Genomic DNA, 23,522 nt, shown 5'->3' with positions numbered 1-23,522 from the left:
AGACACGCGCATGTACAGCCTGCAGGTCGAAGACATCCACAAGCGCTACGGCAGCCATGAGGTGCTCAGGGGCGTTTCGCTCAGGGCCGGCAAGGGAGACGTGATCAGCATCATCGGCTCCTCCGGCTCGGGCAAGAGCACCTTCCTGCGCTGCGTCAACTTCCTGGAAAAGCCCTGTGCCGGGCGCATCCGCGTCGGCGACGAGGAACTGCGCACCCGTCCCGGCGCCCTGGGCGAGCTGCGCGCCGCCGATCCCCGGCAGTTGCAGAGGATCCGCAGCCGGCTGGCGATGGTCTTCCAGCATTTCAACCTGTGGAGCCACCTGACGGTGCTGGAGAACGTGGTCGAGTGCCCGGTCAACGTCCTGAGAATGAACCGCGACGACGCCGTGGCCCGCGCGCGCCACTACCTGGCCAAGGTCGGCCTGGCGGAGAAGGTCGAACGGCAGTATCCCTGCGAACTCTCCGGCGGCCAGCAACAGCGCGTGGCGATCGCCCGCGCCCTGGCCATGGAGCCGCAGGTGATGCTGTTCGACGAACCGACCTCGGCGCTCGATCCGGAACTGGTCGGCGAAGTGCTGAAAGTCATGCAGCAGTTGGCCGAGGAAGGTCGCACCATGGTCCTGGTCACCCACGAGATGGCCTTCGCCCGCCAGGTTTCCAGCCATGTGATCTTCCTCCACCAGGGCGTGATCGAAGAGCAAGGGACGCCGGACCAGGTGTTCGGCGCGCCGCGCAGCGAACGCCTGCGCCAGTTCCTCGCCGGCAACCTGAAATGAGCCCGGGGCTCAGCGCGACGGCGCGAGGAAACGCACGAAGACCAGCTCCGGATCACCTTCGTCGAGGTTGTCGATCACCCCGCTCGGCTGGAATCCCTTGCGCTCCAGCAGGCGCCGCATCGGCAGGTTGGAGCGGTTGCAGGAAGTGAACAGGCGGTCGCCGCGACAGTCGTCCCGCGCCTGCCGCAGCAACGCGCTGGCGATGCCGCGCCGGCGGCAGTCGGGGGCGACCGCCGCATCCTAGACGTTTTCACAGGTCAGGGCACGTCGCCGCGGCGCATGATCTATAGTCGCCCGGATCAGCCCCAGAGGATGCCGGACATGCCCCGTTCGATCGTCATCGTCCACGGCTGGAGCGACGATTCGAAGTCGTTCCGCCGCCTCGCCGAGCAGATGGAAGCCTGGTTCGGCAGCGCGCCGACGCAGATTTGCCTCGCCGACTGGATCTCCCTGCAGGACGACGTCACCTACGCCGACCTCGCCGCCGCCCTGGATCGCGCCTGGACCGCCCAGGGACTGTCGCGGGCACCGCGCACGGTTGACGTGGTGGTGCACAGCACCGGCGCCCTGGTGCTGCGCGACTGGCTGACCCGCCACTTCGACCCCGCCAGCGCGCCGGTCAAGCGCTTCCTGATGCTCGCCCCGGCCAACTTCGGCTCGCCGCTGGCGCACAAGGGACGCTCCTTCATCGGTCGCGTGCTGAAAGGCTGGAACCGCTTCGTCGGGCAGACCGGCACCCAGGTGCTGAAGGGACTGGAGCTGGGCTCGCCGTACTCCTGGCAACTCGCCGAGCGCGACCTGTTCGGCGCCGAGGCCTGGTACGGCGCCGGCCGCCTGCTCGCCACTGTACTGGTGGGCAATGTCGGCTACAGCGGCGTCGAAGCCATCGCCAACGAAGCCGGCGGCGACGGCACGGTGCGGATCGCCACGGCGAACCTCAACGCCTGCCGCCTGAGCCTCGAACTGGATGTCCGCCAGCGCGCCAGGCCCGGCTGGCGCCTGGAAGAATCGCGCGGCGAGATCGCCTTCGCCATCGTCGACGGCGAGAACCACGCCAGCGTGGCGCTGAAGGACCGCGGACCGAAGAACCCGCATACCCTGGAGCTGATCCGCGCCGCGCTGGAGGTCGAGGACGCCGATTACCGGAGCAGCGGCGCAAGCTTCCCCTGGCAGCGCCGCATCGATCAGCTCGACCCCGGCATCGAGCGCCGCTCGCCGCGCTACCTGAACCTGGTCAGCCACGTCTGCGACGACCTCGACCAGGAGGTGCGCGACTACTTCATCCAGTTCTTCCGCAAGCTGAACAGCGACCGGCGTTTCGAACAGCGCTTCTACGAGCAGGTCATCGCAGACGTCCATCCCTACGAGGACAACCCCGCCTACCGCTCGCTGTACCTGTCGATCGAGTCCCTCGACGACCTGCTCGCCGGCTTCGCCGTGGACACCCTGTCGCTCAGCGTGTCGGCCCAGCCGCCGTTCGATCCGCCGCGCCAGCCGGTCGGCTATACCGCGGTGGGCCCCGGCGACAGCGAAGGCCTGGCAATTCCGCTGGCGCAGGTGCCGCGCTTCCTCGCAGCCCACCGCACCCTGCTGCTGCGCATCCGCCTGACGCGCCTGGTGGACAGCGGCGTATTCGTCTTCAGGAACCCCTGAATCGGCGCCCGGCCCCCCGCCCCGCTGGGCAGACACCCAGGCTGGGCGCAGGCGATCACGGTTGGCCTTCGGGCCACTCGACCCGCTGCAATGGCGCGCCGCCGCGCCCGAGGCGATGGACGATGCCGCTGCCCCGGCGCAGATCGACCCGCACCAACCGCCCGCCTTCCTCTCCACGGCCGCTGAGAAGCAGGTTGTGGGCATCCAGGCGGAACAGCCGCTCGGGACGCTCGATGGGCAGCTCCAGGGTCCAGAGCAAGCTGCCGTCGCCAGACACCGAGCTGAGCAGCAGCTCGCTACGCTCGGCCAGGCTGCGCCGGTGCAGCACCAGCCAGTTGCCGTCGACTCGCCAGGGACGGCGCGCCAACCTGGAATCGCCGCCCGGCAGCGCCGAGGCATAGCGACGGTACAACGCCTCCTCGCGCGTCTGCTCGTCGCGCCGGCGACGGTACTCGGCATCCGCCGCCGCCTCCAGGTCGGCGACCCGTTCCCGCCAGGCATCGTGCGCGGCAATCCAGCGTCGCCGTTCCTGGCGGTAGGCGTCACGCGCCGCAAGGAACGCACGGGTACTGGGAAAACGCTCCACGCGCTCGTCGAACTCTTCCGGCGGCTGCGGCTCGGGCGGCAGCGACGGATGCTGGCGCTGCCGCTCGGACGGTCGCTCGAGCAGCCGCTGCGGCTCTTCGGCAGCGGCTGGATCGGGCAGCAGGCCAGCCTGCAGGAAGGCCGCGTCGAGCAGCGGACGCAGTCGATTCTCCGCCGGCGACCGCCAATCCAGGGTGCCCAGTGACAGGCGCTGGCGTCGCGCCCGTTGGTTCGCTGCCGGCAGCGCCTCGCCACGCTCCAGCGCTCGGGCCTCGTGATCGCTGGCGAGGATCAGCAGGCGTCCGTCGGGCAGGCGCGTCAGGCCCGGCGCCTGCCAGTCGATCCCGGCATTCGCCGGCGGCGGCGGGTCGCCGTGGAAATACCGCGCGGCATCGACTTCCGGAGCTTCGCGCAGGGCCAGGCTGTCGCCGTCGAGGAACCAGACGCGGCCGTCCAGCGCGAGCATCAGCAATCCGCCCCGGCCTTCGTCGTAGCGATAGGCGTCCTTCCCCCAGGGCGCCGACTTCAACGGCAGGCCGCCAGTGCGCCGCTCCAGCTCGTCGAACGCCAGCGCAGGGGCGGCGTCGCGCCGGTCGAGTACGTAGAGTTCGTTGCGCAGGAAGAACAGGTAGCGCGACGACTGGCCCAGCAGTTCGCCGGAACCCCAGTCGTCGCCGCGCTCGTTGTCGGCATCCAGGCGCATGCTCCAGCGCAGGCTGCCGTCCTCCAGGTCGACCACCTGGGCATAGCTGCGGCTGCTGCCGTGTACCACGCCGTTGTCCACTTCGTTGGCGCGATAGTCGTCGAGGGTGAACGCCAGGTAGGAATGGCCCTGTTCCTCGAAGACCAGTTGCGGCCCGCTGAAGCCGGCCTCGTCGTACTGGCCGAGAATGAAATGAATGGCCACCGGCAAACCGACCAGCAGGCCCAGGCCGAGTACCGCCCAGAGGACGGCGAAAAGCGTCGCTCCCTTCTTCATGCAACTCCCATGCGTCCCGCGATCCTGGGACCGTCCCTCAACTGGCGACGGCATGAACGGCGCATTCTAGGGAGCCGCCGGCCTCGCTTCAAAGGCGGCAAGCGGCCATCAGTGGTCCATGCTCATGGGCTTTTCGCCCCCAGCAGGACGCCGAAACCGACCAGCAGGGCGCCAAAGAACTGGTCGATGCGCCGGCGGAAACGCAGGAGTCGGCCGCGCACCGCCGGGCTCGAGAGAAAGCAGGCGACCAGGCCGAACCAGGCCACGTGGGCGAGCGCGATGAAGGCCCCGTAGCCCAGTTGCGCCGGCAACGCGGTATGCGGATCGATCACCTGCATGAACAGGCTGACCACGAACAGGCAGGTCTTCGGATTGAGCGCATTGGTCAGGAAGCCGCTGCGCAACATCGCCCAGGACGAAACCCCGGCGCCGCCCGCCGCCTCCTCCGCCACCGTGTCCTCTCGCGCCAGCAGCATGCGCAGGCCGAGGAACACCAGGTAGGCGGCGCCCGCCATCTTCAGCGCGGTGAACAGCGCCAGCGACTCGCGCACCAGCACGCCGACGCCGAGGATGCTGTAGCCGACATGTACCGTCACCCCCGCGCCGATGCCCAGCGCGGTGAGCAGGCCGGCGCGGCGGGAATACAGCAGGCTGTTGCGCGAGACCATGGCGAAATCGGCGCCGGGGCTGATCACCGCGAGCACGGTGATGGTCAGGAAAGCTATCAACTCTGTCATGCCTGGAAGGCTCCAAGGTAGAATGTATGGCACAATCTACCGGTCTCCAGCGCCGAGCGAGAACGATGAATACTGACAATCATGGTGAGGAAAACTCACCATTCAGGCGCCGTCGCCTGCCCTCGCTGAACGCCCTGCGCTGCTTCGAGGCCGCCGCCCGCCTGGAGAACTTTTCCCGTGCCGCCGAGGCCCTGTGCCTGACCCACGGTGCCATCAGCCGCGCCGTGCGGACCCTGGAGGAGGAACTCGGTTGTGCGCTCTTCGAACGCCGCGGCCAGCGGGTTTTCCTCAGCGAGGCCGGCAGGCGCCTGCTCGCCGGCACCGGCCCGGCCCTCGACCTGATCGAGCGCACCGGCGAGGCCCTGCGCGCGGAGGCCGGCCCCACCGCGCTGGTGCTGTCCTGCGAACCGACCTTGCTGATGCGCTGGCTGATCCCGCGGATCGCCGGATTCATGCAGGAACAGCCACGACTGTCGATCCAGCTGGTCGCCGGCGGCGGGCCGTTCGCCTTCGGCCGCGGCATCGACCTGGCGATCCGCCGCAACGACTTCCCCTGGCCGCCCGGCAGCCATGCCCACTGGCTGTTCGACGAGCAGGTCGGCCCGGTCTGCCGGGCGAGCGACGTCGAACGGCATTTCCACCTCGATGCAGGCCCGCCCGGGCTTCGCGCCGTCGCACCGCGCCTGCACACGGCGACCCGCCCGCAAGCCTGGAACACCTGGACCCGTCTCGCCGGACAGGCGCCGGCGACGACCGAAGGGCAGCGCTTCGAGCACTTCTACCTGAGCCTGCAGGCGGCCGGCGCCGGACTCGGCGTGGCCATCGGTCCCTGGCAACTGGTGCGCGACGATCTGGCCGCCGGCCTGCTGGCGGCGCCACTGGGATTCCTCGCCGACGGCAGCAGCTATCACCTGCTGACCCCGCGACCGTTGCAGGCCGGAGAGCCTGCCACGCTGCTGCTGGAATGGCTGCGCCGCAGCGCGGCGGCCTGATGCGGCCCGCTCAGGGCCAGGCGCGCAGCGCCCGTTCGACCACCGCCAGCAGGCGCTCGCAAGGCACCCGGTCCTTGGCCTGCACGCTGAGGCCGAACAGCACGGTGGCATAGAAGGTCGCCAACTCCTCCACGTCGGTGTCCGCCGCCAGGTCGCCGTCAGCGATGCCGCGCCGCATGCGCTCACGGAACAGGCGGATCGACTCGCCGCGCTCGGCGCTCAACGCGTCCCGCACCGCCTCGCTTTCCGGGGTTCCGGTCAGCGCCGCGAGCACCACCAGGCAACCGCGCGGGAACTCGTCGGAACAGAAGCGCGCGACGGTCTCGCGGAGCAGCTCGGCCACGCCCTCGCGGGCGCTCGGCGCGCCATCGAGGACATCCCGGCGATAGCGGCCGTGCTGGCCGAGATAGTGGGCCAGGGCTTCGCGGAACAGCCCTTCCTTGCTACCGAAGGCGGCGTACAGGCTGGGCGGCCTGATTTCCATCGCCTCGGTCAGGGCCGCCAGCGAAGCGCCTTCGTAGCCACGCACCCAGAACACGTCCATGGCTCGCTGCAGGGCGGTGTCCCTGTCGAATGCCCGTGGCCTGCCTCGCGTTGCCATCCTGACCTCCATTATTTGTATCGATCACTATAAATTTACTTGACGAGCGTTGCCATCGCCATATTATTTAGCGACCGATACAGATGTTCAAGCCATCTCCCTGCCGCCTTCGAAAGGAAAAGACCATGTCCAACCTGCTCCTCTCCCCGCTCGCCGTAGGCAACCTGGCCTTGCGCAACCGCATCGTCATGGCGCCGATGACCCGCTCCCGGGCGCAACAGCCGGGCGACGTGCCGACCGCCCTGAACGCTCTCTACTATGCGCAGCGCGCCGGCGCCGGGCTGATCGTCAGCGAGGGCACGCAGATTTCCCGCCTCGGCCAGGGCTACGCCTACACCCCCGGTATCTACAGCGAGGCGCAACTGGCCGGCTGGCGCCAGGTCACCGAGGCGGTGCACGCCGCCGGCGGACTGATCGCCGCGCAGCTCTGGCATGTCGGGCGCATGTCGCATCGCTCGCTGCAGGCCGGCGGCGAGGCGCCGATCGCGCCCTCGCCGATCCAGGCCAAGGCCCAGGTGTTCATCGCCGATGGCCAGGGCGGCGGGTCCATGGCGCCCGCCGACGCGCCGCGGGAAATGACCCTGGAAGACATCCGCCGGGTCCGCGACGAATTCGTCCGCGCCGCACGCAACGCGCTCGACGCCGGCTTCGACCTGGTCGAACTGCATGGCGCCAATGGCTACCTGATCGACCAGTTCCTCGCCAGCGCCAGCAACCGACGCAGCGATGCCTATGGCGGTAGCCTGGAGAACCGCGCGCGGTTCCTGCTGGAGATCGTCGACGCGCTGGTCGCCGCGGTCGGTGCCGAGCGCGTCGGCCTGCGCCTGTCGCCCTGGGGCACGATCAACGACATGCACGACGACGAGCCGGAAGCGATGACCCTTTACCTTGCCGAAGCCCTGCAGCGACGCGGCATCGCCTACCTGCACCTGGCCGAGTGGGAATGGAGCGGCGGCCCGGCCTACCCGCAAGGCTTCCGCGAGCGCCTGCGCGAACGCTTCCGCGCGCCGCTGATCGTCTGCGGCAACTACGACGCCGAGCGCGCCGAAGCGATACTCCAGGCCGGACTGGCCGACGCGGTGGCGATCGGCCGGCCGTTCATCGCCAACCCCGACCTGGTCGAGCGGATCCGTCTCGGCGCGCCGCTGGCCGAGGCCAACCAGGCGCGGTTCTACGGTGGCGACGCTGCCGGCTACACCGATTACCCGACCCTCGGCCAGTCCGCTACGGCCTGATTCCCTTCCCTCCCATGCATCGTTCCCGGGCGCGGCCACGGCTGCGCTCGCGGAGGAGTCTTGCCGTGCTATTGCCGATCCTCCTGCTGGCCGCCGCCGGCTTCACCATCCTGACCACCGAGTTCGTCATCGTCGGCCTGCTCCCGGCGCTTGCCGCAGACCTCCAGGTCAGCGTCGCCCAGGCCGGCCTGCTGGTCAGCCTGTTCGCCTTCAGCGTCGCCGCCTTCGGTCCGTTCCTCACCGCCGCGCTGGCGGGCGTCGAACGCAAGCGGCTGTTCGTCGCCTGCCTGCTGCTGTTCGCCGCGGCCAATGCGCTGGCCGCCGTGGCCGGCGATATCTGGACGATGGCCGTGGCGCGCTTCGTCCCGGCCCTGGCGCTCCCGGTGTTCTGGGCCATGGCCAGCGAAACCGCCGCGCACCTGGCCGGCCCCTCGCGCGAAGGGCGCGCCGTGGCGCTGGTGTTCTTCGGCATCGTCGCCGCCACCGTGCTTGGCATTCCCATCGGCACGCTGATCGCCGACGCCTGGGGTTGGCGCCTGGCATTCGCCGCACTCGCCGCGCTGGCCCTGGCCAAGGCGCTGCTGCTGGCCGCCTGGCTGCCGCGCATTCCCGGACGGCCGGGCGTCTCGCTGCGCAGCCAGGCGAGCGTGTTGCGCCAACCGCTGGTGCTCGGCCACCTGTTGCTGTCGCTGCTGGTCTTCACCGGCATGTTCACCCCCTACACCTACCTGGCCGACATCCTCCAGCGCCTGGCCGGCTTCAGCGGTTCGCTGGTCGGCTGGACGCTGATGGGCTTCGGCGCGGTAGGCCTGCTCGGCAACTGGCTCGGCGGGCGCCTGGTGGATCGCAGCCCACTGGGCGCAACCCTGCTGTTCGTCCTGCTGATGGCGCTGGGCATGCTCGCCCTGGTGCCGACCCTCGGCAACGCCTGGCTGCTCGCCGCCACCCTGGCGACCTGGGGCGTGGCCCAGGCAGCACTGTTCATCGTCGGCCAGGTGCGGGTGATGAAGTCCGCGCCGCGGGCCCCAGCGTTCGCCGCCTCGCTGAACATCTCCGCCTGCAACGCCGGGATCGGCATCGGCGCCCTCGCCGGCAGCCGGGTGATCGACGGCAGCGGCCTGGCGCCGCTCGGCGAGGTCGGCGCGCTGGTCTGCCTGGCGGCGATGGCCGTGGCCCTGCTGCTGATGCTGGCGCCACGCCAAGCTGCCACCGAGCCGTCCCTCGGCGGCCAAATCCCTCACTGAGCCCACCAAGGAAGCACAACCATGATCCTCGATAGACTCTGCCGCGGCCTCCTGGCCGGCATCGCCCTGACCTTCTCCCTGGGCGGCTTCGCCGCCGAGGAATTCCCCGTCCCGAATGGCTTCGAAAGCGCCTACCGGGAAGTCGACGGCGTGAAGCTGCACTACGTGAAAGGCGGCCAGGGGCCGCTGGTGATGCTGGTACACGGTTTCGGCCAGACCTGGTACGAATGGCACCAACTGATGCCGGAACTGGCCAAGCGCTTCACCGTGATCGCGCCGGACCTGCCCGGCCTCGGCCAGTCCGAGCCGCCGAAGACCGGCTATAGCGGCGAACAGGTCGCCGTCTACCTGCACAAGCTGGCCCGGCAATTCAGCCCGGATCGCCCGTTCGACCTGGTGGCCCACGACATCGGTATCTGGAACACCTACCCGATGGTGGTGAAGAACCAGGCCGACATCGCCCGCCTGGTGTACATGGAAGCGCCGATCCCGGACGCGCGGATCTACCGCTTCCCGGCCTTCACCGCCCAGGGCGAGTCGCTGGTCTGGCACTTCAGTTTCTTCGCCGCCGACGACCGCCTGGCGGAAACCCTGATCGCCGGCAAGGAACGCTTCTTCCTCGAGCACTTCATCAAGTCCCATGCCAGCAACACCGAGGTGTTCAGCGAGCGCCTGCTGGATCTGTACGCCAGGTCGTACGCCAAGCCGCACAGCCTGAACGCCTCGTTCGAGTACTACCGCGCGTTGAACGAGAGCGTGCGGCAGAACGCCGAACTGGCGAAGACCCGCCTGCAGATGCCAACCATGACCCTCGCCGGCGGCGGCCACGGCGGCATGGGCACGTTCCAGCTGGAGCAGATGAAAGCCTATGCGGAGGACGTCGAAGGCCATGTCCTGCCCGGCTGCGGCCACTGGCTGCCGGAAGAGTGCGCCGCGCCGATGAATCGCCTGGTGATCGACTTCCTCAGCCGCGGTCGCTGAGTCGTCCCGGTCCGGGCGATCAGAACTGCTCGCCCGGGCAGAACAGGCAGCGCAGCAGCAGGGTCATGAGCACGACAGCGCCGGAAACCAGCAGGTAAGGCAACGGGGAGAACAGGTCGTCCTGGTCCTTGCCATCGTGCTCACTACTCATGCTCTCACCTCGAGAATCGTCATGGCGGAAAAGACGCAGGATATGCACTTGCCGTCCTTGAAAGTGCACGGCGAAGTGTTCGAAGACTATAGAAACGAAGCGATCGAGTTCAATTACATCTGTGTCAGCTTGCTGTCGGCAAAACGTCAGCGGAAAGACAACGGAATATATTTCCCGATAATGCTTGGGGGTCAGCCGCGCCCCGCCCCAGGCTCTGCCGGCGTGGCGCGAGCGCCGGGGCGAAGGAAAAACCAACTTACAATGATCCCGACCCGGAATTATTCCGCCAAGTAGCTTCCGTTTCGGAAAAAAGCGACTCGCAGCACTGTTTCGGTGCAATAACGTCACATTTGAAAGTTTCGATTAAGTTTTCCGTTATCGATTATCCATAAATACGTTTGATCGCTCTCCGGACGTTTCATAGATTGCACGCCTTCACTCTCTGCGAGGCATTCCCGTGACGCATCCAGCGACCGTCTACAGCCTGTCCACCCGCCTGCTGCACTGGAGCATGGCGTTCTGTTTCATCGGCGCGATCGTGCTGGCCTATTTCGTCATCTGGGTGCTCGGCCACGACCACCCGCAGCGCCTGCCGGTACTCAACCTGCACTGGGTGCTGGGCCTGCTGGTCGGCCTGCTGCTGGTCCCTCGGATCGTCTCGCGGCTGCGCGGGCCGCGCCTGCCAGCGGTCCCCGGCACGCCGCTGGAGCACCGCCTGGCGCACTACGCGCACCTGTCGCTGTATGCCTTGATGCTGGTGATGCCGCTCACCGGCTACGTCGGCACCCGCCTGCCCACCGACTTCGGCCTGTTCGTGGTACCCAGCTTCAAGGACACCGCGCTGTTCGCCTGGATTTCGCAAACCTGGAACCTGAGCTGGGAGGCGTTCGAGAAGCCCTTCGACGCCGTTCACCGCGTGGTCGGCCTGTGGCTGAGCACCTCGGTGGTGCTGCTCCATGCGCTCGCCGCCGGCTACCACCAGTGGGTCCGCCGCGACGGCACCCTGGAGCGCATGCTCGGCCGTCGCCAGCGCCGCTGAGCGGGGCCCTTCGTCGGCTCTCGCGGCGGCTCGGCGACGATCTGCTATAGAGGTAGGGACACGCAGGGAAAACCTCGCCGCCCCGAGGCTCCTCCGTGGCAACCACAGGCGTCGCGCAGGTAGCCGGGTCGGCCTCCGACAGAGAGGAGCATGCCATGGCCAGCCTGCACTGCCAGCACCGCAGCTACACCATCACCGCCGACGTCGTCGAGCATCCGGGCATTCCCACGCCCTGGGCCGGCGGCTGCCACATCACCGATCCCGAAGGCCACACCAGCAAGCGCATCGCCCTGCCCGTGCGCTTCGCCTTCCTCGCCGACCTGGAAAACGCCCAGCGCGCCTCCATCGCCCACGGCAAATGGCTGGTGGACCAGCGCCTGGACCGCGGCAAGGCGCTGTTCTGAAGCGCACAACGAAAACGGCCCTCGCAAGGAGGGCCGTCGTTCATCGCGGCGCGGCTCAGGCGCTGCCGGCTTCAGCGGTTTCGCTGCGCCGTCGCGGCGGCGCGCCATGGCTGTCGTCGCCGGCCAGCGGCACTTCGTTGCCCTGGGCGTCGTACAGCTTGCCGTCGAGGAAATAGTCGCCTTCGTGCAGGGCGGCGATGTCCTGGTAGCGCAGGGTCCGCTCGCTGGCGGCGACGAACACCGACTGCTGGTCGGAGTTGCCGGCGGTGAAGTGGTTGAACGCCAGGTTGAGCAGGATCGCCATGATCGCCGAGGAACTGATGCCGGAATGGAAGATGGTGGCGAACCAACTGGGGAAGTGATCGTAGAAGGTCGGCGCGGCGATCGGGATCATACCGAAGCCGATCGAAGTGGCGACGATGATCAGGTTCATGTTGTTGCGGTAGTCCACCTTCGACAGGGTGCGGATGCCGCTGGCGGCGACCGTGCCGAACAACACGATGCCGGCGCCGCCGAGCACGGCGGTGGGCACCGCGGCGATCACCCGGCCCATCACCGGCAGCAGGCCGAGGATCACCAGGAACAACCCACCGGTGGCGACCACGTAGCGGCTCTTGATCCCGGTCACCGCCACCAGGCCGACGTTCTGGGCGAAGGCGCTCTGGGTGAAGGAGCCGAAGATCGGCGCCAGCATGCTGGAGAACATGTCCGCGCGCAGGCCGTTGCCCAGGCGCCGCGAGTCGACCTTGGTGTCGATGATCTCGCCTACCGCGAGGATGTCCGCCGAGGTTTCCACCAGGGTCACCATGATCACGATGCACATCGAGATGATCGCGGCGACCTGGAAGGTCGGCATGCCGAAGTGGAACGGCGTGGGAAACGCCACCAGCGGGCCTTCGGTGACCTTGGAGAAGTCGGCCATGCCGAGGAACACCGCGATGACGGTGCCGATGACCATCGCCAGGAGGATCGACAGGCGCGAGATCGAGGCGCTGCCGAGCTTGCTCAGCAGCAGCACGATGACCAGGGTGATCGCCGCCAGGCCGATGTTGGCCATGCTGCCGAAGTCCGGCGCGTGGCTGTTGCCGCCCATCGCCCAGCGCGCGGCGACCGGCATCAGGGTCAGGCCGATGGTGGTGATGACGATGCCGGTCACCAGCGGCGGGAAGAATTTGGTGATGCGCGAGAAGATCGGCGTGATCAGCAACCCGATCAGAGAGGCCGCCATCACCGCGCCGAGCACTGCGGGAATGCCGCCGCTGCCACCGCTGCCGATGATCGCCACCATGGTCGCCACGCCAGCGAAGGACACCCCCTGGACCAACGGCAACTGACAGCCGAAGAACGGCACGCCGAGGGTTTGCAACAGGGTCGCCAGGCCGCCGGCGAACAGCGAAGCGGCAATCAGCAGGCCGATGTCGCCGGGCGCGAGGCCGGCGGCCTGGCCGAGGATCAGGGGGACCGCGACGATACCGCCATACATGGTCAGCACATGTTGCAGGCCGTAGGCCATGTTGGCGCCGACACCGAGGTTCTCGTCTTCAGGCCGTGGAACGGGTGGGGTTCCGGAGGACGTCGTTTTCATGGTGCGCTGTTCTCGCTTTTATTGTTGTGCGCACACTGTAGACAATTCGATCCGAAAATATCCAGACAAATGTATACAAAATTTCCGACAAATCTGTGACAGCGCTGGTGCCAGCCACTTCCGCTCGCGCGCTTATCCGCGCGCCAGACGGTTTCCTTCCTGCTGCACCATCCTCCCAGCCCCGACCAACGGCCATGGGCCCGCGCCGAAGGGCATTAACGATAGAAAGCCGCCCTCCATCCCGCCAGCGAGCTATCAGCAATTCTTCCACAAAAAGTTGATGAAATTCACATTTCAGGAATTACGCCAGGACAGCCCGGAAAGCGCTCCTAGTCTGGCAGTCAGGCCGTGCCCGAGGCGGCATTTCGGGCAATAGCGCCATGCCATCAACGGCTTATCGATCATCGCCTCACAAGGAACGGAGTCTCATGAGCAACAAGAACAATCTCAGATACGCACTCGGCGCCCTCGCCCTCTCGGTTTCCGCCGCATCCCTGGCGGCACCTTCGGAAGCGCAACAGTTCACCGAGTTCTGGACGCCCGGCAAACCCAACCCGTCGATCTGCAAATCGCCGTTGCTGGTCAGCACCCCGCTTGGCCTGCCGCGCTGCCTGCAAGCCAGCAACGTGGTCAAGCGCCTGCAGAAGCTGGAGGACATCGCCAGTCTCAACGACGGCAACCGCGCCGCCGCCACGCCGGGCTACCAGGCCTCCGTCGACTACGTGAAGCAGACCCTGCAGAAAGCCGGCTACAAGGTCAGCGTGCAGCCCTTCCCGTTCACCGCCTACTACCCGAAAGGCCCGGGTAGCCTGAGCGCCACCGTGCCGCAGCCGGTCACCTACGAATGGGAGAAGGATTTCACCTACCTGTCGCAGACCGAGGCAGGCGACGTCACCGCCAAGGTGGTCCCGGTGGACCTGTCCCTCGGCGCCGGCAACACCTCCACCAGCGGTTGCGAGGCGGAAGACTTCGCCAACTTCCCGGCCGGCTCGATCGCGCTGATCCAGCGCGGCACCTGCAACTTCGAGCAGAAGGCCGAGAACGCCGCGGCCGCCGGCGCCGCCGGGGTGATCATCTTCAACCAGGGCAACACCGACGACCGCAAGGGCCTGGAGAACGTCACCGTGGGCGAGTCCTACGAGGGCGGCATCCCGGTGATCTTCGCCACCTACGACAACGGCGTGGCCTGGTCGCAGACCCCGGACCTGCAGTTGCACCTGGTGGTCGACGTGGTACGCAAGAAGACCGAGACCTACAACGTGGTCGCCGAGACCCGTCGCGGCAACCCGAACAACGTGGTGATGGTCGGCGCGCACCTCGACTCGGTGTTCGAAGGCCCCGGTATCAACGACAACGGTTCGGGCAGCGCCGCCCAACTGGAGATGGCCGTGCTGCTGGCCAAGGCGCTGCCGGTCAACAAGGTGCGCTTCGCCTGGTGGGGCGCCGAGGAAGCCGGCCTGGTGGGCTCGACCCACTACGTACAGAACCTCGCCCCGGAAGAGAAAAAGAAGATCAAGGCCTACCTGAACTTCGACATGATCGGCTCGCCGAACTTCGGCAACTTCATCTATGACGGCGACGGTTCCGACTTCGGCCTCCAGGGTCCGCCCGGCTCGGCCGCCATCGAGCGCCTGTTCGAAGCCTACTTCCGCCTGCGCGGCCAGCAATCGGAAGGCACCGAGATCGACTTCCGCTCCGACTACGCCGAGTTCTTCAACAGCGGCATCGCCTTCGGCGGCCTGTTCACCGGCGCCGAGGGCCTGAAGACCGAAGAGCAGGCGCAGAAGTACGGCGGCACCGCCGGCAAGGCCTACGACGAGTGCTACCACAGCAAGTGCGACGGCATCGCCAACATCAACCAGGACGCCCTGGAGATCCACAGCGACGCCATGGCCTTCGTGACCAGTTGGCTGTCGCTGTCGACCAAGGTGGTCGACGACGAGATCGCCGCCGCCGGCCAGAAAGTACAATCGCGGTCGCTGCAGATGCAGAAGAGCGCCAGCCAGATCGAACGCTGGGGTCACGACTTCATCAAGTAACCGCGACTACCCTGCGCCGGGCCGCCGGCGCAGGTTCCCCATCCAGGCCCGGCTCATCCACCGGGCCTTTTTTCATCGGCGCGCGATCACTCCACCGCTTCCAGCAGGGTCGCCACGCCCTGGCCGCCGGCGATGCACTGGGTGGCGATGGCATAGCGCCCGCCGGTGCGCCGCAGCAACGCAGCGGCCTTGCCGGTGATCCGCGCGCCGGTGGCGCCCAGCGGATGACCGATGGCCAGGGCGCCGCCATCCAGGTTGATCCTGTCCATGTCCAGCCCCAGTTCGCGGATGCAGGCGATGGATTGGCTGGCGAAGGCCTCGTTGATCTCCACCAGGTCGATGTCGGCGATGCCCAGCCCGGCCCGTTGCAGAACCTTGCGCGTCGCCTGCACCGGCCCCATGCCCATGATCTCCGGCGCACAACCGGCCACCGCCACCGCCTTGATCCGCGCCAGGATCGCCAGCCCGTGGCGGCGCGCGAAGTCCTCGCTACAGACCAGCAGCGCGGCGCTGCCATCGGTGAGCGGCGACGAGGTGGCGGCGGTGACGCTGCCGCCGAACGCCGGCTTCAACTGGGCCAGGCTCTCCAGGTTGGTACCCGGGCGGATGCAGCCATCCTCGGCGACCCGGCCGGCGGGGGTGTCGATGGCGACGATCTCCTCGCGCAGCAAGCCGGCCTCGCGCGCGGCGACTGCCTTGGCGTGGGAGCGTACGGCCATCTCTTCCTGCTCGACGCGGCTGACGGCGTAGCGCTCGGCGACATTCTCGGCGGTCTGCCCCATGCTCATGTATACCGCCGGATAGTCCTGCAGCAACGCGGGATTGGGCGACAGGTTGAAGCCGCCCATCGGCACCCGCGTCATCGACTCTACCCCGGCGGCGATGAAGGCTTCTCCGGCGCCCAGCAGGACTTGCCCGGCGGCGTAGTGGACGGCGCTCATGGACGAACCGCAGAAACGGTTGAGGGTCGCACCGCCGAGGCTCTGCGGGAAGCCGGCACGGAAACTGGCGATGCGCGCGATGTTCATGCCCTGTTCCGCCTCCGGATAGGCGCAGCCCATGACCACGTCCTCCAGCAGCGCAGGGTCGAGATCGAGTTTCTCCACCAGCCCCTTGAGCACCGCGGCGGCCAGGTCATCCGGGCGGATATCGACCAGCGCGCCTTTCCTGGCGAAGTGGAACGGCGAACGGGCGTAACCGGCGATAACGACTGAAATCGGCGACATGAGGATATCTCCGTGAGATGGATTGGCTGGATCGCAGGAAGATATTACGCGCATAATATTTATTGAATTACAGTCGAAATACAATTTGACCGAAAAAGCCGCAGGACTCGCCGAAACGCCCTCAGACTTCGTTCAATTCGCTGATATGCCGATACTCGGCCCCCAGTTCCCGGGCCAGGCGCTCGGCCTTGCCCAGGCGCAACGGGCCGCTTTCGAGGTCGACCAGCAGGCTCGGGCAGGCAGCCTCCGGCAGCGCCGGCCAGTCGCGCAGACGGCCGTCGGTAAGCACCAGCAGACGCTGATGCTCGGCGGGTTTCTGCCGCTGTCGGCGCGCCAGCCAGCCAGCGGCCTGGTGCAGGGCGTCGAGCAGCGGCGTACCGCCGCCGGCGCCCAGCTGGCGCAGCCAGTCCTGCAACTCCCGCGAGGCCTTCTGCCCCTGCCAGAGCCATTGCGCCTGCTGCCCGGTGGCATGCAGCACGGCCAGGCGGATGCGCTGTCGATAAGCCTCCTCGAACAGCGTCGCCAACACTCCCTTGGCCTGGGCCAGGGCGCCGTACCGGCGGGTGCTGGCGGAGGCATCGACGATCACCAGCCAGAGTTCGCCCGGGCGCCGGCTGCGCGGCTGGCGAAGCAGGTCACGGCGCTGTCGGGGACGTCCGCGCAGCAGGGTCGGCAACCATTGGATGGCGCCCTCCGCACCCTGGCTCAGGGCGCCGCCAAGTCCGCCGCGCAGGGCTCCGGGTCTGCTCCTGGCATCCGCACCCATGACCGAGCGCGGGCGGATGCTCAGGGCTTTTTTGGCCAGCGCGGCAGCTCGCGGGCGGTCCCCATGGCCACCGGCCGAGCCGGCAATTCGCCCCACTGCCCTTCGCCGTCGCCAGTGCGCTCCGGGAGCGCGACAGGGGCCGCCGCGGGCGGTGGCGGTGGATTGGCCGCCGATGGTGGCGGGTTCGACTGGCGACGGCGATGCAGCAGGGCGAAATGTTCCACCGCATCGATGTCCTCCGCCTCGATCCGCTCGCCGCCGCGCCAGGCTGCATGGGCGCGCGCCGCGCGCAGCCAGACCAGGTCGGCGCGCAGGCCATCGACAGCCGCCTCGAAGCAGCGTCGGGCGATGCTGTCCAGCGCCGCATCGTCCAGGGGAATCCGCGCCAGTTGCCGGCGTGCCTCGGCGCAACGGCGGCGCAGGGTGTCCTGCTGGCCTTCCCAGCGTTCGACGAAGGCCTGCGGGTCGGCATCGAAGGCCAGCCGGCGACGGATGATCTCTGCCCGCTCGGCCGGCGGCGGCTGGGTATCGAGGCGCACGTTGAGGCCGAAACGGTCGAGCAGTTGCGGGCGCAGTTCGCCCTCTTCCGGGTTCATCGTGCCGATCAGCACGAAACGCGCCGGATGCCGGTGGGAAATGCCATCGCGCTCGACCAGGTTGACGCCGCTGGCGGCGACGTCGAGCAACAAATCCACCAGGTGGTCCGGCAGCAGGTTAACTTCGTCGACGTAGAGCACGCCGCCGTCGGCCTTGGCCAGCACGCCCGGGGAAAACCGCGCGCGACCTTCGCCGAGGGCGGCGTCCAGGTCGAGGCTGCCGACGATGCGCTCCTCGCTGGCGCCCAGCGGCAGGGTAACGAACTCGCCCGCCGGCAGCAGTTCGGCGACGCCCCGCGCCAGGGTCGACTTGGCCATTCCGCGCGGCCCCTCGATCAGTACCCCGCCGATCGCCGGATCGACCGCGGCCAGGCACAGCGCCAGCTTCAGTTCGTCGGCGGCGACCACGGCGGACAGGGGGTAATGCACGGTAGCGCTCATGGGGATTCCTGCGGCGGACGGACGGAAATACGGACCGCCAAGTCTATCAGGCCGGCGGCGCCGGTATCGAACCGTGAAACAGTCGTTGAACCGGCCGCCTCGCTTGCAGTAAGCTCGGGACTCGTTCACGGGAGAAACCCATGCCGCACACCCGCCATCCGCACCTGCATTCCAGTGCCTCGCGCCCTGGCTTGTCGTTGCGCGCGCGTGCGCCGCAGGCACCCCGTGCCGCGTATTTCTTCGGGTATTGGTTTAGCCACTCCGGCGCCTGATACCCCAACGGCGCCCACGGTATACGGGACGCCTACCCTGCACACGCAAACCCCCGGTCGGCTCCCCGACCGGGGGTTTTGTTTTTCCGGCCCGTTTTTCCGGCCCACAAGGCCACAACCACAGACCAACGCACAGGACATCGATCATGACCGCATACCGCTACCGCACTGGCTACCCGCTCAACACCTGGCGATTTAGCGACGGCCGCCAGCCGCTCGCCAACCCACGACATTGCCGAACACCTCGATAGGGCACGACGCGCGCGGGACGCCCGCCGCCAGCCCAGGAAGCCAGACCATGAACTCATCCGTATCCGCACTGACCACCCTTTCGCCGAACGTCCAGGCCGTCGCCCTGCCCAGCGCCACTGCCCGTACCGCCCTGGAACGCCTGCCCAGCCCGCTCGAACTCAAGGCCCGCCAGCCGTTGCCGCTGGAGCTGGCCAGCCAGGTCGCCGCCAGCCGCGACGCCATCCGCGCCATCCTCGACGGCGACGACCCGCGCCTGCTGGTGGTAGTCGGACCCTGTTCGATCCACGATCCCCGCTCCGCCCTCGAATACGCCGAACGCCTCGCCGCGCTGAGCGACGAACTCGACGGCCAGTTGTTCCTGGTGATGCGCGCCTACGTGGAAAAGCCACGCACCACGGTGGGCTGGAAGGGCCTCGCCTACGATCCGCACCTGGATGGCAGCGACGACATGGCCGCCGGCCTGGCGCTGTCCCGGCAACTGATGCTGGACATGCTGCGCCTCGGCCTGCCGCTGGCCACCGAACTCCTGCAACCGCTGGCCGCCGGCTACTTCGACGACCTGCTGAGCTGGGCGGCGATCGGCGCGCGCACCAGCGAATCGCAGATCCACCGCGAGCTGGTCAGCGGCCTCGGCCTGCCGGTGGGCTTCAAGAACGGCACCGACGGCGGCGTCGGCATCGCCTGCGACGCGATCCGTTCGGCGGCCCACGGCCACCGCCATTTCGGCCTCGACCCGCACGGTCACCCGGCGCTGATCGAGACCCGCGGCAATCCGGACACCCATGTGGTGCTGCGCGGCGGCCGCCACGGTTCGAACTACGGCCCCGAGCAGGTGCAGGCCGTGCGCCAGGCCCTGGAAAGCCAGGGCATCGCCACGCGGATGATGGTCGATTGCAGTCACGCCAACAGCGGCAAGAACCCGCTGAACCAGCCCGGCGTCCTCGCCAGCGTGCTGGACCAGCGCCTGGCCGGCGCCAGCGACCTGGTCGGGGTAATGCTGGAAAGCCACCTGTTCGACGGTTGCCAGGCGCTTGGCGGCGAACTGCGCTACGGCGTCTCGATCACCGACGGCTGCCTCGGCTGGGAAGGCACCGAGCGGATTCTCCGCGACGCCGCCCGGCGGCTCGCCGAGCGGCGCTGAAAGCGGTGGGAGCGGCCATGCCGCTCCGCTATTCCTCTTCGACGTCCAGCAGCAGGTTCTCCAGGGCCTCGCGATAGGCCCCCGGCTCCTGCCAGAGCCCGCGCCGCTGCGCCTCCACCAGGCGCTCGGCCATGTCGCGCAAGGCTTGCGGATTGTGCTGGCGGACGAACTCGCGGGTCTCCGCGTCGAGCAGGTAGGCGTCGGCCAGCAGCGCGTACTGGTGGTCGTCGATCAGCTCGCTGGTGGCATCGAAGGCGCACAGGTAGTCCACCGTCGCCGCCAGTTCGAAGGCGCCCTTGTAGCCGTGGCGCTTCATCCCGGCGATCCACTTCGGATTCACCGCCCGCGCCCGCACCACCCGGTTGAGTTCTTCCTTGAGCGTGCGGATGCGCGGGTTGTCCGGCTGGCTGTGGTCGCCGTGGTAACTGGCCACCGGCGCGCCGCGCAGGGTTTCCACCGCCGCCAGCATGCCGCCCTGGAACTGGTAGTAGTCGTTGGAATCGAGCAGGTCGTGCTCGCGGTTGTCCTGGTTGTGCAGCACCGCCTGCAGGCGTTCCAGGCGCTGGGCGAAGCGTTCCCGCGCCGGCGTGCCGTCGTCGGCGGCACCGTAGGCGTAGCCGCCCCAGTTCAGGTAGACCTCGGCAAGGTCGGCGCGGGTCTCCCACAGCCGCTCTTCGATTGCGCCCTGCACGCCGGCGCCGTAGGCACCCGGCTTGGCGCCGAAGATCCGCCAGCCGGCCTGCCGGCGCGCCTCCGCCGGCGCCGTGCCCTGCGCCTCGAGGCGCTGGCGCTCCAGGCGTACGCGAGCGGCCAGCGGGTTCAGCTCCTCCGCCTCGTCCAGCTCGGCGACCGCCTGCACCGCCGCATCGAACAGGCGGATCAGGTTGGCGAAGGCGTCGCGGAAGAACCCGGAGACCCGCAGCGTCACGTCGACCCGCGGGCGGTCCAGCAGGGAGACCGGGAGGATCTCGAAATCGGCGACGCGCTGGCTGCCGGCCTGCCAGACCGGTCGCACGCCGAGCAGGGCCAGGGCCTGGGCGATGTCGTCGCCGCCGGTGCGCATGGTCGCCGTGCCCCACACCGAGAGACCGAGCTGGCGCAGGTGATCGCCATGTTCCTGCAGGTGACGCTCGAGCAGCAGGTTGGCCGACTGGAAGCCGATGCGCCAGGCGGTCGGGGTCGGCAGGTTGCGCACGTCCACCGAGAAGAAGTTGCGTCCGGTGGGCAGCACGTCGAGTCGCCCGCGACTCGGCGCGCCGCTCGGACCGGCCGGTACGAAGCGCCCTTCGAGGGCTGCCAGCAGCCCGTCGATCTCGGCCCCGCCACAGGCGTCCAGGGTCGGTGCCACCTGTTCGCACAAGCCGCGCAACACCTCGCCGCTGGCACGCCAGGCAGCAGGCGGCGATTCGCCGCCCAGGCAGCGTTCTATCCAGTGCAACGCCAGCAATTCCAGGCGTTCGCGGGTATCCCCGAGAGTACGCCAGGGCTCCCCGCCCCGCTCTTCCAGGCAGGCCGGCCGCGCGCCCTGCCAGGCCTCGCCCATGTCGCAGGCCAGCGGATCGAAGCCCAGGCCAAGGTCGTCCGCCAGGCTCTTCAGCAACCCGGCGTTGGCGCCCTTGCCATCGCCGCGCGGAACCCGCAGCAGCGCCAGCAGGGTATCCAGGCGCAATCGCCCGCTCGGCGACTCGCCGAACACATGCAGGCCGTCGCGGATCTGCGACTCCTTCAGGTCGCAGAGATAGGCGTCCAGCTGCGGCAGCCAGCTGTCCGGATCGTCGCTGAGCTGCAAGCCGATCTCGCGGTCGAGACGGTTGTCGCGCAGGAGGACGAGAATCTCGCCGCGCAACTGTTCGGCGCGGCGTGGGTCGAGCAGCGAGGCATCGTAGAACTCGTCGGCCAGGCGCTCCAGGTCGCGCAGCGGGCCGTAGCTCTCGGCGCGGGTCAGCGGCGGCATCAGGTGGTCGATGATCACCGCCTGGGTGCGGCGCTTGGCCTGGGCGCCCTCCCCCGGATCGTTGACGATGAACGGATAGATGTTCGGCAGCGGACCGAGCAACGCGTCCGGCCAGCATTCGGCGGACAGGCCGACTCCCTTGCCCGGCAGCCATTCCAGGTTACCGTGCTTGCCGACGTGCAGCAGGGCATCGGCGCGGTAGGCGTGGCGCAGCCAGAAGTAGAACGCCAGGTAGCCGTGCGGCGGCACCAGGTCGGGATCGTGGTAGACCGCCGCCGGATCGAGCTGATAGCCGCGCGCCGGCTGGATGCCGACGAAGGTCAGGCCATAGCGCAGGCCGGCGACCATCATTCGTCCGTCGCGGAACATCGGGTCCTGTTGCGGCTCGCCCCAGCGCGCCAGCACCGCCTGGCGATTGCGCTCCGGCAGGCGTGCGAAGCAGGCCAGGTAGTCGTCCAGCGCCAGGCTCTGGGCGCAGGGCCGTAGGTCGAGATGCTCCAGGTCGTTGCTGACGCCGCCGAGCAACTGGCGGATCAGCTCGGTTCCGCTGGCGGGCAGTCCGTCGACCGGATAGCCCTGCTGGCGCAGGGCACGAAGGATGTTCAGCGCCGCCGCCGGGGTGTCCAGGCCGACGCCGTTGCCGATCCGGCCATCGCGGGTCGGGTAGTTGGCCAGCACCAGCGCCACCCGTTTTTCCGCGTTTGGCTTGCGCGCCAGCTCGGCCCAGCGCCGCGCCAGTTCGGCGACGAAATCCATGCGCTCGTCGTCGGCGAGATAGCAGACCACGTCGCTCTCGCTGCGTTCGCTGCGCCAGGCCAGGCCCTTGAAACTGATCGGCCGGGTGACGATGCGCCCGTCCAGCTCCGGCAGCGCCACGTGCATGGCCAGGTCGCGCGGCCCCAGGCCTTGCGGGTTGTCCAGCCAGAGCGGGCGGTTGTCCAGCGAGCAGATCGCCTGCAATACCGGCACGTCGCGACGGAACGGACGCAACTCGGGCGCCTCCGGATTGGACTGGGCGAAACCGGTGGTATTGACGATCAGCGCGGCGTCGCTGCGCTCCAGCCAGTCTTCCACCTGCGCCAGGCAGGCGCTTTCCTTGAGGCTGGCCAGCGCGATCGGCAACGGGTTGAGCCCCTGCGCCGCGAGGCGTTCGCAGAAGCGTGCGATGAAGGCGGTGTTGGCTGCCTGCAGGTGGGTGCGATAGAACAGCAACGCGACCACCGGACGCCCGGCCTGCCAGTCGGCACGCCAGTGTTCCAGGGTCGCCTCGGCATGCCGTGGATGGAACAGCGCCACCCGCGGCAGCGCCTGCGGTTCGCGCCAGGCGTAGTCGCGGCCGAGGCACTGGCTGGCCAGGCAGCGGTAGAACTGCCCGGCGTTCTCCAGGCCGCCCTGGCGCAAGTATTGCCAGAAGCGCTCGGCCTGCTCCGCCGGCAGGTTGCCGAGGGCGCTCAGCTCCGGGTCGGGGCGGTCGTCGCCGGGCACCGGGATCAGCAGCGCGCCGCGCTCGGCCAGCGCCACCAGTTGCTCCACGCCGTAGCGCCAGTAGCCGATGCCGCCGTGCAGCGAAAGCAGGATCACCCGCGCGTGCCGCAGCACTTCCTCGACGTAGAGGTCCACCGAGGCGTGGTTCTGCAACTGCATGGGGTTGGCCAGGCGCAGGCTCGGGTAGTCGTCCGGCAGCGCACGGGCGGCCTCGGCCAGCAATGCGAGGTGCGAATCGCCGCTGCAGAGGATCACCAGCTCGGCGGGAGTCTGGGCCAGGTGGGCGATGCCGTCGTCGGGAACGAAGCCGCCGGGTTGGGTGCGCAACAGGTGCATGGACGTTCTACCGGTAGGACGCAAGAAGCTGGGGCCGGCGAATCGCCATC

General features: G+C 68.4%; 20 protein-coding genes. 10 read left to right on the top strand and 10 right to left on the bottom strand.

Annotated features, from left to right (window positions below; translation table 11 throughout):
• Positions 1 to 10 precede the first annotated feature (10 nt).
• The gene (locus tag AT700_RS10245) at positions 11 to 778 is read left to right on the top strand and encodes an ABC transporter ATP-binding protein (RefSeq protein ID WP_003091036.1); all 768 of its coding nucleotides are present in this window, start codon (positions 11 to 13) and stop codon (positions 776 to 778) included.
• A gap of 9 nt (positions 779 to 787) precedes the next feature.
• Here AT700_RS10245 and AT700_RS10240 read toward each other — a convergent pair whose 3' ends face one another.
• On the bottom strand, positions 788 to 970 hold the full coding sequence (locus AT700_RS10240; RefSeq protein WP_003114011.1) for a hypothetical protein: 183 nt from the start codon (positions 968 to 970) through the stop codon (positions 788 to 790).
• 129 nt (positions 971 to 1,099) lie between these two features.
• On the opposite strand from AT700_RS10240, the gene AT700_RS10235 reads away from it, so the two are divergent.
• Positions 1,100 to 2,431, top strand: a complete 1,332-nt coding sequence (locus AT700_RS10235; protein WP_048521047.1) for an esterase/lipase family protein — start codon at positions 1,100 to 1,102, stop codon at positions 2,429 to 2,431.
• 55 nt (positions 2,432 to 2,486) lie between these two features.
• Here AT700_RS10235 and AT700_RS10230 read toward each other — a convergent pair whose 3' ends face one another.
• The gene (locus AT700_RS10230) at positions 2,487 to 3,995 is read right to left on the bottom strand and encodes a PA2928 family protein (protein ID WP_003101446.1); all 1,509 of its coding nucleotides are present in this window, start codon (positions 3,993 to 3,995) and stop codon (positions 2,487 to 2,489) included.
• Positions 3,996 to 4,117: 122 nt separating this feature from the next.
• A complete protein-coding gene (locus AT700_RS10225; RefSeq protein ID WP_023116987.1) occupies positions 4,118 to 4,732 on the bottom strand; it encodes a LysE family transporter in 615 nt (204 codons plus the stop codon).
• Positions 4,733 to 4,797: 65 nt separating this feature from the next.
• On the opposite strand from AT700_RS10225, the gene AT700_RS10220 reads away from it, so the two are divergent.
• On the top strand, positions 4,798 to 5,724 hold the full coding sequence (locus AT700_RS10220; protein ID WP_003091041.1) for a LysR family transcriptional regulator: 927 nt from the start codon (positions 4,798 to 4,800) through the stop codon (positions 5,722 to 5,724).
• 10 nt (positions 5,725 to 5,734) lie between these two features.
• On the opposite strand, the gene AT700_RS10215 is transcribed toward AT700_RS10220, so the two are convergent.
• Positions 5,735 to 6,325 (bottom strand): TetR/AcrR family transcriptional regulator, encoded by a 591-nt coding sequence (locus AT700_RS10215; RefSeq protein WP_003119828.1) that lies wholly within the window; start codon positions 6,323 to 6,325, stop codon positions 5,735 to 5,737.
• Between the two features lie 125 nt (positions 6,326 to 6,450).
• On the opposite strand from AT700_RS10215, the gene AT700_RS10210 reads away from it, so the two are divergent.
• The 3 genes from AT700_RS10210 (at position 6,451) to cif (ending at position 9,785) form a co-directional block, all read left to right on the top strand.
• Positions 6,451 to 7,560, top strand: a complete 1,110-nt coding sequence (locus AT700_RS10210) for an alkene reductase (protein ID WP_003101455.1) — start codon at positions 6,451 to 6,453, stop codon at positions 7,558 to 7,560.
• Between the two features lie 65 nt (positions 7,561 to 7,625).
• Complete coding sequence (locus AT700_RS10205) at positions 7,626 to 8,804, top strand: MFS transporter (RefSeq protein WP_034002324.1); 1,179 nt, start codon at positions 7,626 to 7,628, stop codon at positions 8,802 to 8,804.
• Between the two features lie 21 nt (positions 8,805 to 8,825).
• The gene (gene cif, locus AT700_RS10200; RefSeq protein ID WP_003110290.1) at positions 8,826 to 9,785 is read left to right on the top strand and encodes a CFTR inhibitory factor Cif; all 960 of its coding nucleotides are present in this window, start codon (positions 8,826 to 8,828) and stop codon (positions 9,783 to 9,785) included.
• A 19-nt stretch (positions 9,786 to 9,804) separates the two neighbouring features.
• Here cif and AT700_RS30415 read toward each other — a convergent pair whose 3' ends face one another.
• Complete coding sequence (locus AT700_RS30415) at positions 9,805 to 9,936, bottom strand: hypothetical protein (RefSeq protein WP_003091046.1); 132 nt, start codon at positions 9,934 to 9,936, stop codon at positions 9,805 to 9,807.
• A gap of 457 nt (positions 9,937 to 10,393) precedes the next feature.
• On the opposite strand from AT700_RS30415, the gene AT700_RS10190 reads away from it, so the two are divergent.
• Together AT700_RS10190 and AT700_RS10185 are read left to right on the top strand one after the other, a co-directional pair.
• Positions 10,394 to 10,975, top strand: coding sequence for a cytochrome b (locus AT700_RS10190; RefSeq protein WP_003118076.1), 582 nt, complete (start codon positions 10,394 to 10,396; stop codon positions 10,973 to 10,975).
• 155 nt (positions 10,976 to 11,130) lie between these two features.
• Positions 11,131 to 11,379 (top strand): hypothetical protein, encoded by a 249-nt coding sequence (locus AT700_RS10185; protein ID WP_003091048.1) that lies wholly within the window; start codon positions 11,131 to 11,133, stop codon positions 11,377 to 11,379.
• 55 nt (positions 11,380 to 11,434) lie between these two features.
• Here AT700_RS10185 and AT700_RS10180 read toward each other — a convergent pair whose 3' ends face one another.
• Positions 11,435 to 12,964, bottom strand: coding sequence for a nucleobase:cation symporter-2 family protein (locus AT700_RS10180; RefSeq protein ID WP_003162544.1), 1,530 nt, complete (start codon positions 12,962 to 12,964; stop codon positions 11,435 to 11,437).
• 428 nt (positions 12,965 to 13,392) lie between these two features.
• Between AT700_RS10180 and paaP the strand changes: the two genes are divergently transcribed.
• The gene (gene paaP, locus AT700_RS10175; RefSeq protein ID WP_003119821.1) at positions 13,393 to 15,003 is read left to right on the top strand and encodes an aminopeptidase PaaP; all 1,611 of its coding nucleotides are present in this window, start codon (positions 13,393 to 13,395) and stop codon (positions 15,001 to 15,003) included.
• An 86-nt stretch (positions 15,004 to 15,089) separates the two neighbouring features.
• Here the strand turns inward: paaP and AT700_RS10170 are convergent, their stop codons facing one another.
• From AT700_RS10170 to AT700_RS10160, 3 genes are all read right to left on the bottom strand, one after another.
• Positions 15,090 to 16,229, bottom strand: coding sequence for a thiolase family protein (locus tag AT700_RS10170; RefSeq protein ID WP_003101465.1), 1,140 nt, complete (start codon positions 16,227 to 16,229; stop codon positions 15,090 to 15,092).
• A 121-nt stretch (positions 16,230 to 16,350) separates the two neighbouring features.
• Positions 16,351 to 16,995: a vWA domain-containing protein gene (locus AT700_RS10165; protein ID WP_003119819.1), complete on the bottom strand. Its 645-nt coding sequence runs from the start codon at positions 16,993 to 16,995 to the stop codon at positions 16,351 to 16,353.
• 20 nt (positions 16,996 to 17,015) lie between these two features.
• On the bottom strand, positions 17,016 to 18,032 hold the full coding sequence (locus AT700_RS10160) for an ATP-binding protein (RefSeq protein WP_003101467.1): 1,017 nt from the start codon (positions 18,030 to 18,032) through the stop codon (positions 17,016 to 17,018).
• Positions 18,033 to 18,602: 570 nt separating this feature from the next.
• On the opposite strand from AT700_RS10160, the gene AT700_RS10155 reads away from it, so the two are divergent.
• Entirely contained in the window at positions 18,603 to 19,697 is a 1,095-nt protein-coding gene (locus AT700_RS10155) for a 3-deoxy-7-phosphoheptulonate synthase (RefSeq protein ID WP_003143681.1), read from the top strand.
• A gap of 28 nt (positions 19,698 to 19,725) precedes the next feature.
• On the opposite strand, the gene cobN is transcribed toward AT700_RS10155, so the two are convergent.
• Positions 19,726 to 23,472, bottom strand: a complete 3,747-nt coding sequence (cobN, locus tag AT700_RS10150) for a cobaltochelatase subunit CobN (protein WP_003143679.1) — start codon at positions 23,470 to 23,472, stop codon at positions 19,726 to 19,728.
• Positions 23,473 to 23,522: the final 50 nt, after the last annotated feature.

Origin of the sequence: Pseudomonas aeruginosa, from assembly GCF_001457615.1 — a bacterium.
GTDB classification, from domain to species: domain Bacteria; phylum Pseudomonadota; class Gammaproteobacteria; order Pseudomonadales; family Pseudomonadaceae; genus Pseudomonas; species Pseudomonas aeruginosa.
This window is presented reverse-complemented; position numbering and strand designations above follow the sequence as displayed.

Excerpts from the sequence above, each read along its gene's own strand:
- AT700_RS10165 (WP_003119819.1), bottom strand. The coding sequence starts at position 16,995 with ATGGGTGCGGATGCCAGGAGCAGACCCGGAGCCCTGCGCGGCGGACTT.
- AT700_RS10245 (WP_003091036.1), top strand. The coding sequence starts at position 11 with ATGTACAGCCTGCAGGTCGAAGACATCCACAAGCGCTACGGCAGCCAT.
- AT700_RS10185 (WP_003091048.1), top strand. The coding sequence starts at position 11,131 with ATGGCCAGCCTGCACTGCCAGCACCGCAGCTACACCATCACCGCCGAC.
- AT700_RS10155 (WP_003143681.1), top strand. The coding sequence starts at position 18,603 with ATGAACTCATCCGTATCCGCACTGACCACCCTTTCGCCGAACGTCCAG.
- paaP (WP_003119821.1), top strand. The coding sequence starts at position 13,393 with ATGAGCAACAAGAACAATCTCAGATACGCACTCGGCGCCCTCGCCCTC.
- AT700_RS30415 (WP_003091046.1), bottom strand. The coding sequence starts at position 9,936 with ATGAGTAGTGAGCACGATGGCAAGGACCAGGACGACCTGTTCTCCCCG.
- AT700_RS10160 (WP_003101467.1), bottom strand. The coding sequence starts at position 18,032 with ATGAGCGCTACCGTGCATTACCCCCTGTCCGCCGTGGTCGCCGCCGAC.
- AT700_RS10210 (WP_003101455.1), top strand. The coding sequence starts at position 6,451 with ATGTCCAACCTGCTCCTCTCCCCGCTCGCCGTAGGCAACCTGGCCTTG.
- AT700_RS10180 (WP_003162544.1), bottom strand. The coding sequence starts at position 12,964 with ATGAAAACGACGTCCTCCGGAACCCCACCCGTTCCACGGCCTGAAGAC.
- AT700_RS10235 (WP_048521047.1), top strand. The coding sequence starts at position 1,100 with ATGCCCCGTTCGATCGTCATCGTCCACGGCTGGAGCGACGATTCGAAG.
- AT700_RS10225 (WP_023116987.1), bottom strand. The coding sequence starts at position 4,732 with ATGACAGAGTTGATAGCTTTCCTGACCATCACCGTGCTCGCGGTGATC.
- AT700_RS10230 (WP_003101446.1), bottom strand. The coding sequence starts at position 3,995 with ATGAAGAAGGGAGCGACGCTTTTCGCCGTCCTCTGGGCGGTACTCGGC.
- AT700_RS10220 (WP_003091041.1), top strand. The coding sequence starts at position 4,798 with ATGAATACTGACAATCATGGTGAGGAAAACTCACCATTCAGGCGCCGT.
- AT700_RS10170 (WP_003101465.1), bottom strand. The coding sequence starts at position 16,229 with ATGTCGCCGATTTCAGTCGTTATCGCCGGTTACGCCCGTTCGCCGTTC.
- cobN (WP_003143679.1), bottom strand. The coding sequence starts at position 23,472 with ATGCACCTGTTGCGCACCCAACCCGGCGGCTTCGTTCCCGACGACGGC.
- AT700_RS10215 (WP_003119828.1), bottom strand. The coding sequence starts at position 6,325 with ATGGCAACGCGAGGCAGGCCACGGGCATTCGACAGGGACACCGCCCTG.
- cif (WP_003110290.1), top strand. The coding sequence starts at position 8,826 with ATGATCCTCGATAGACTCTGCCGCGGCCTCCTGGCCGGCATCGCCCTG.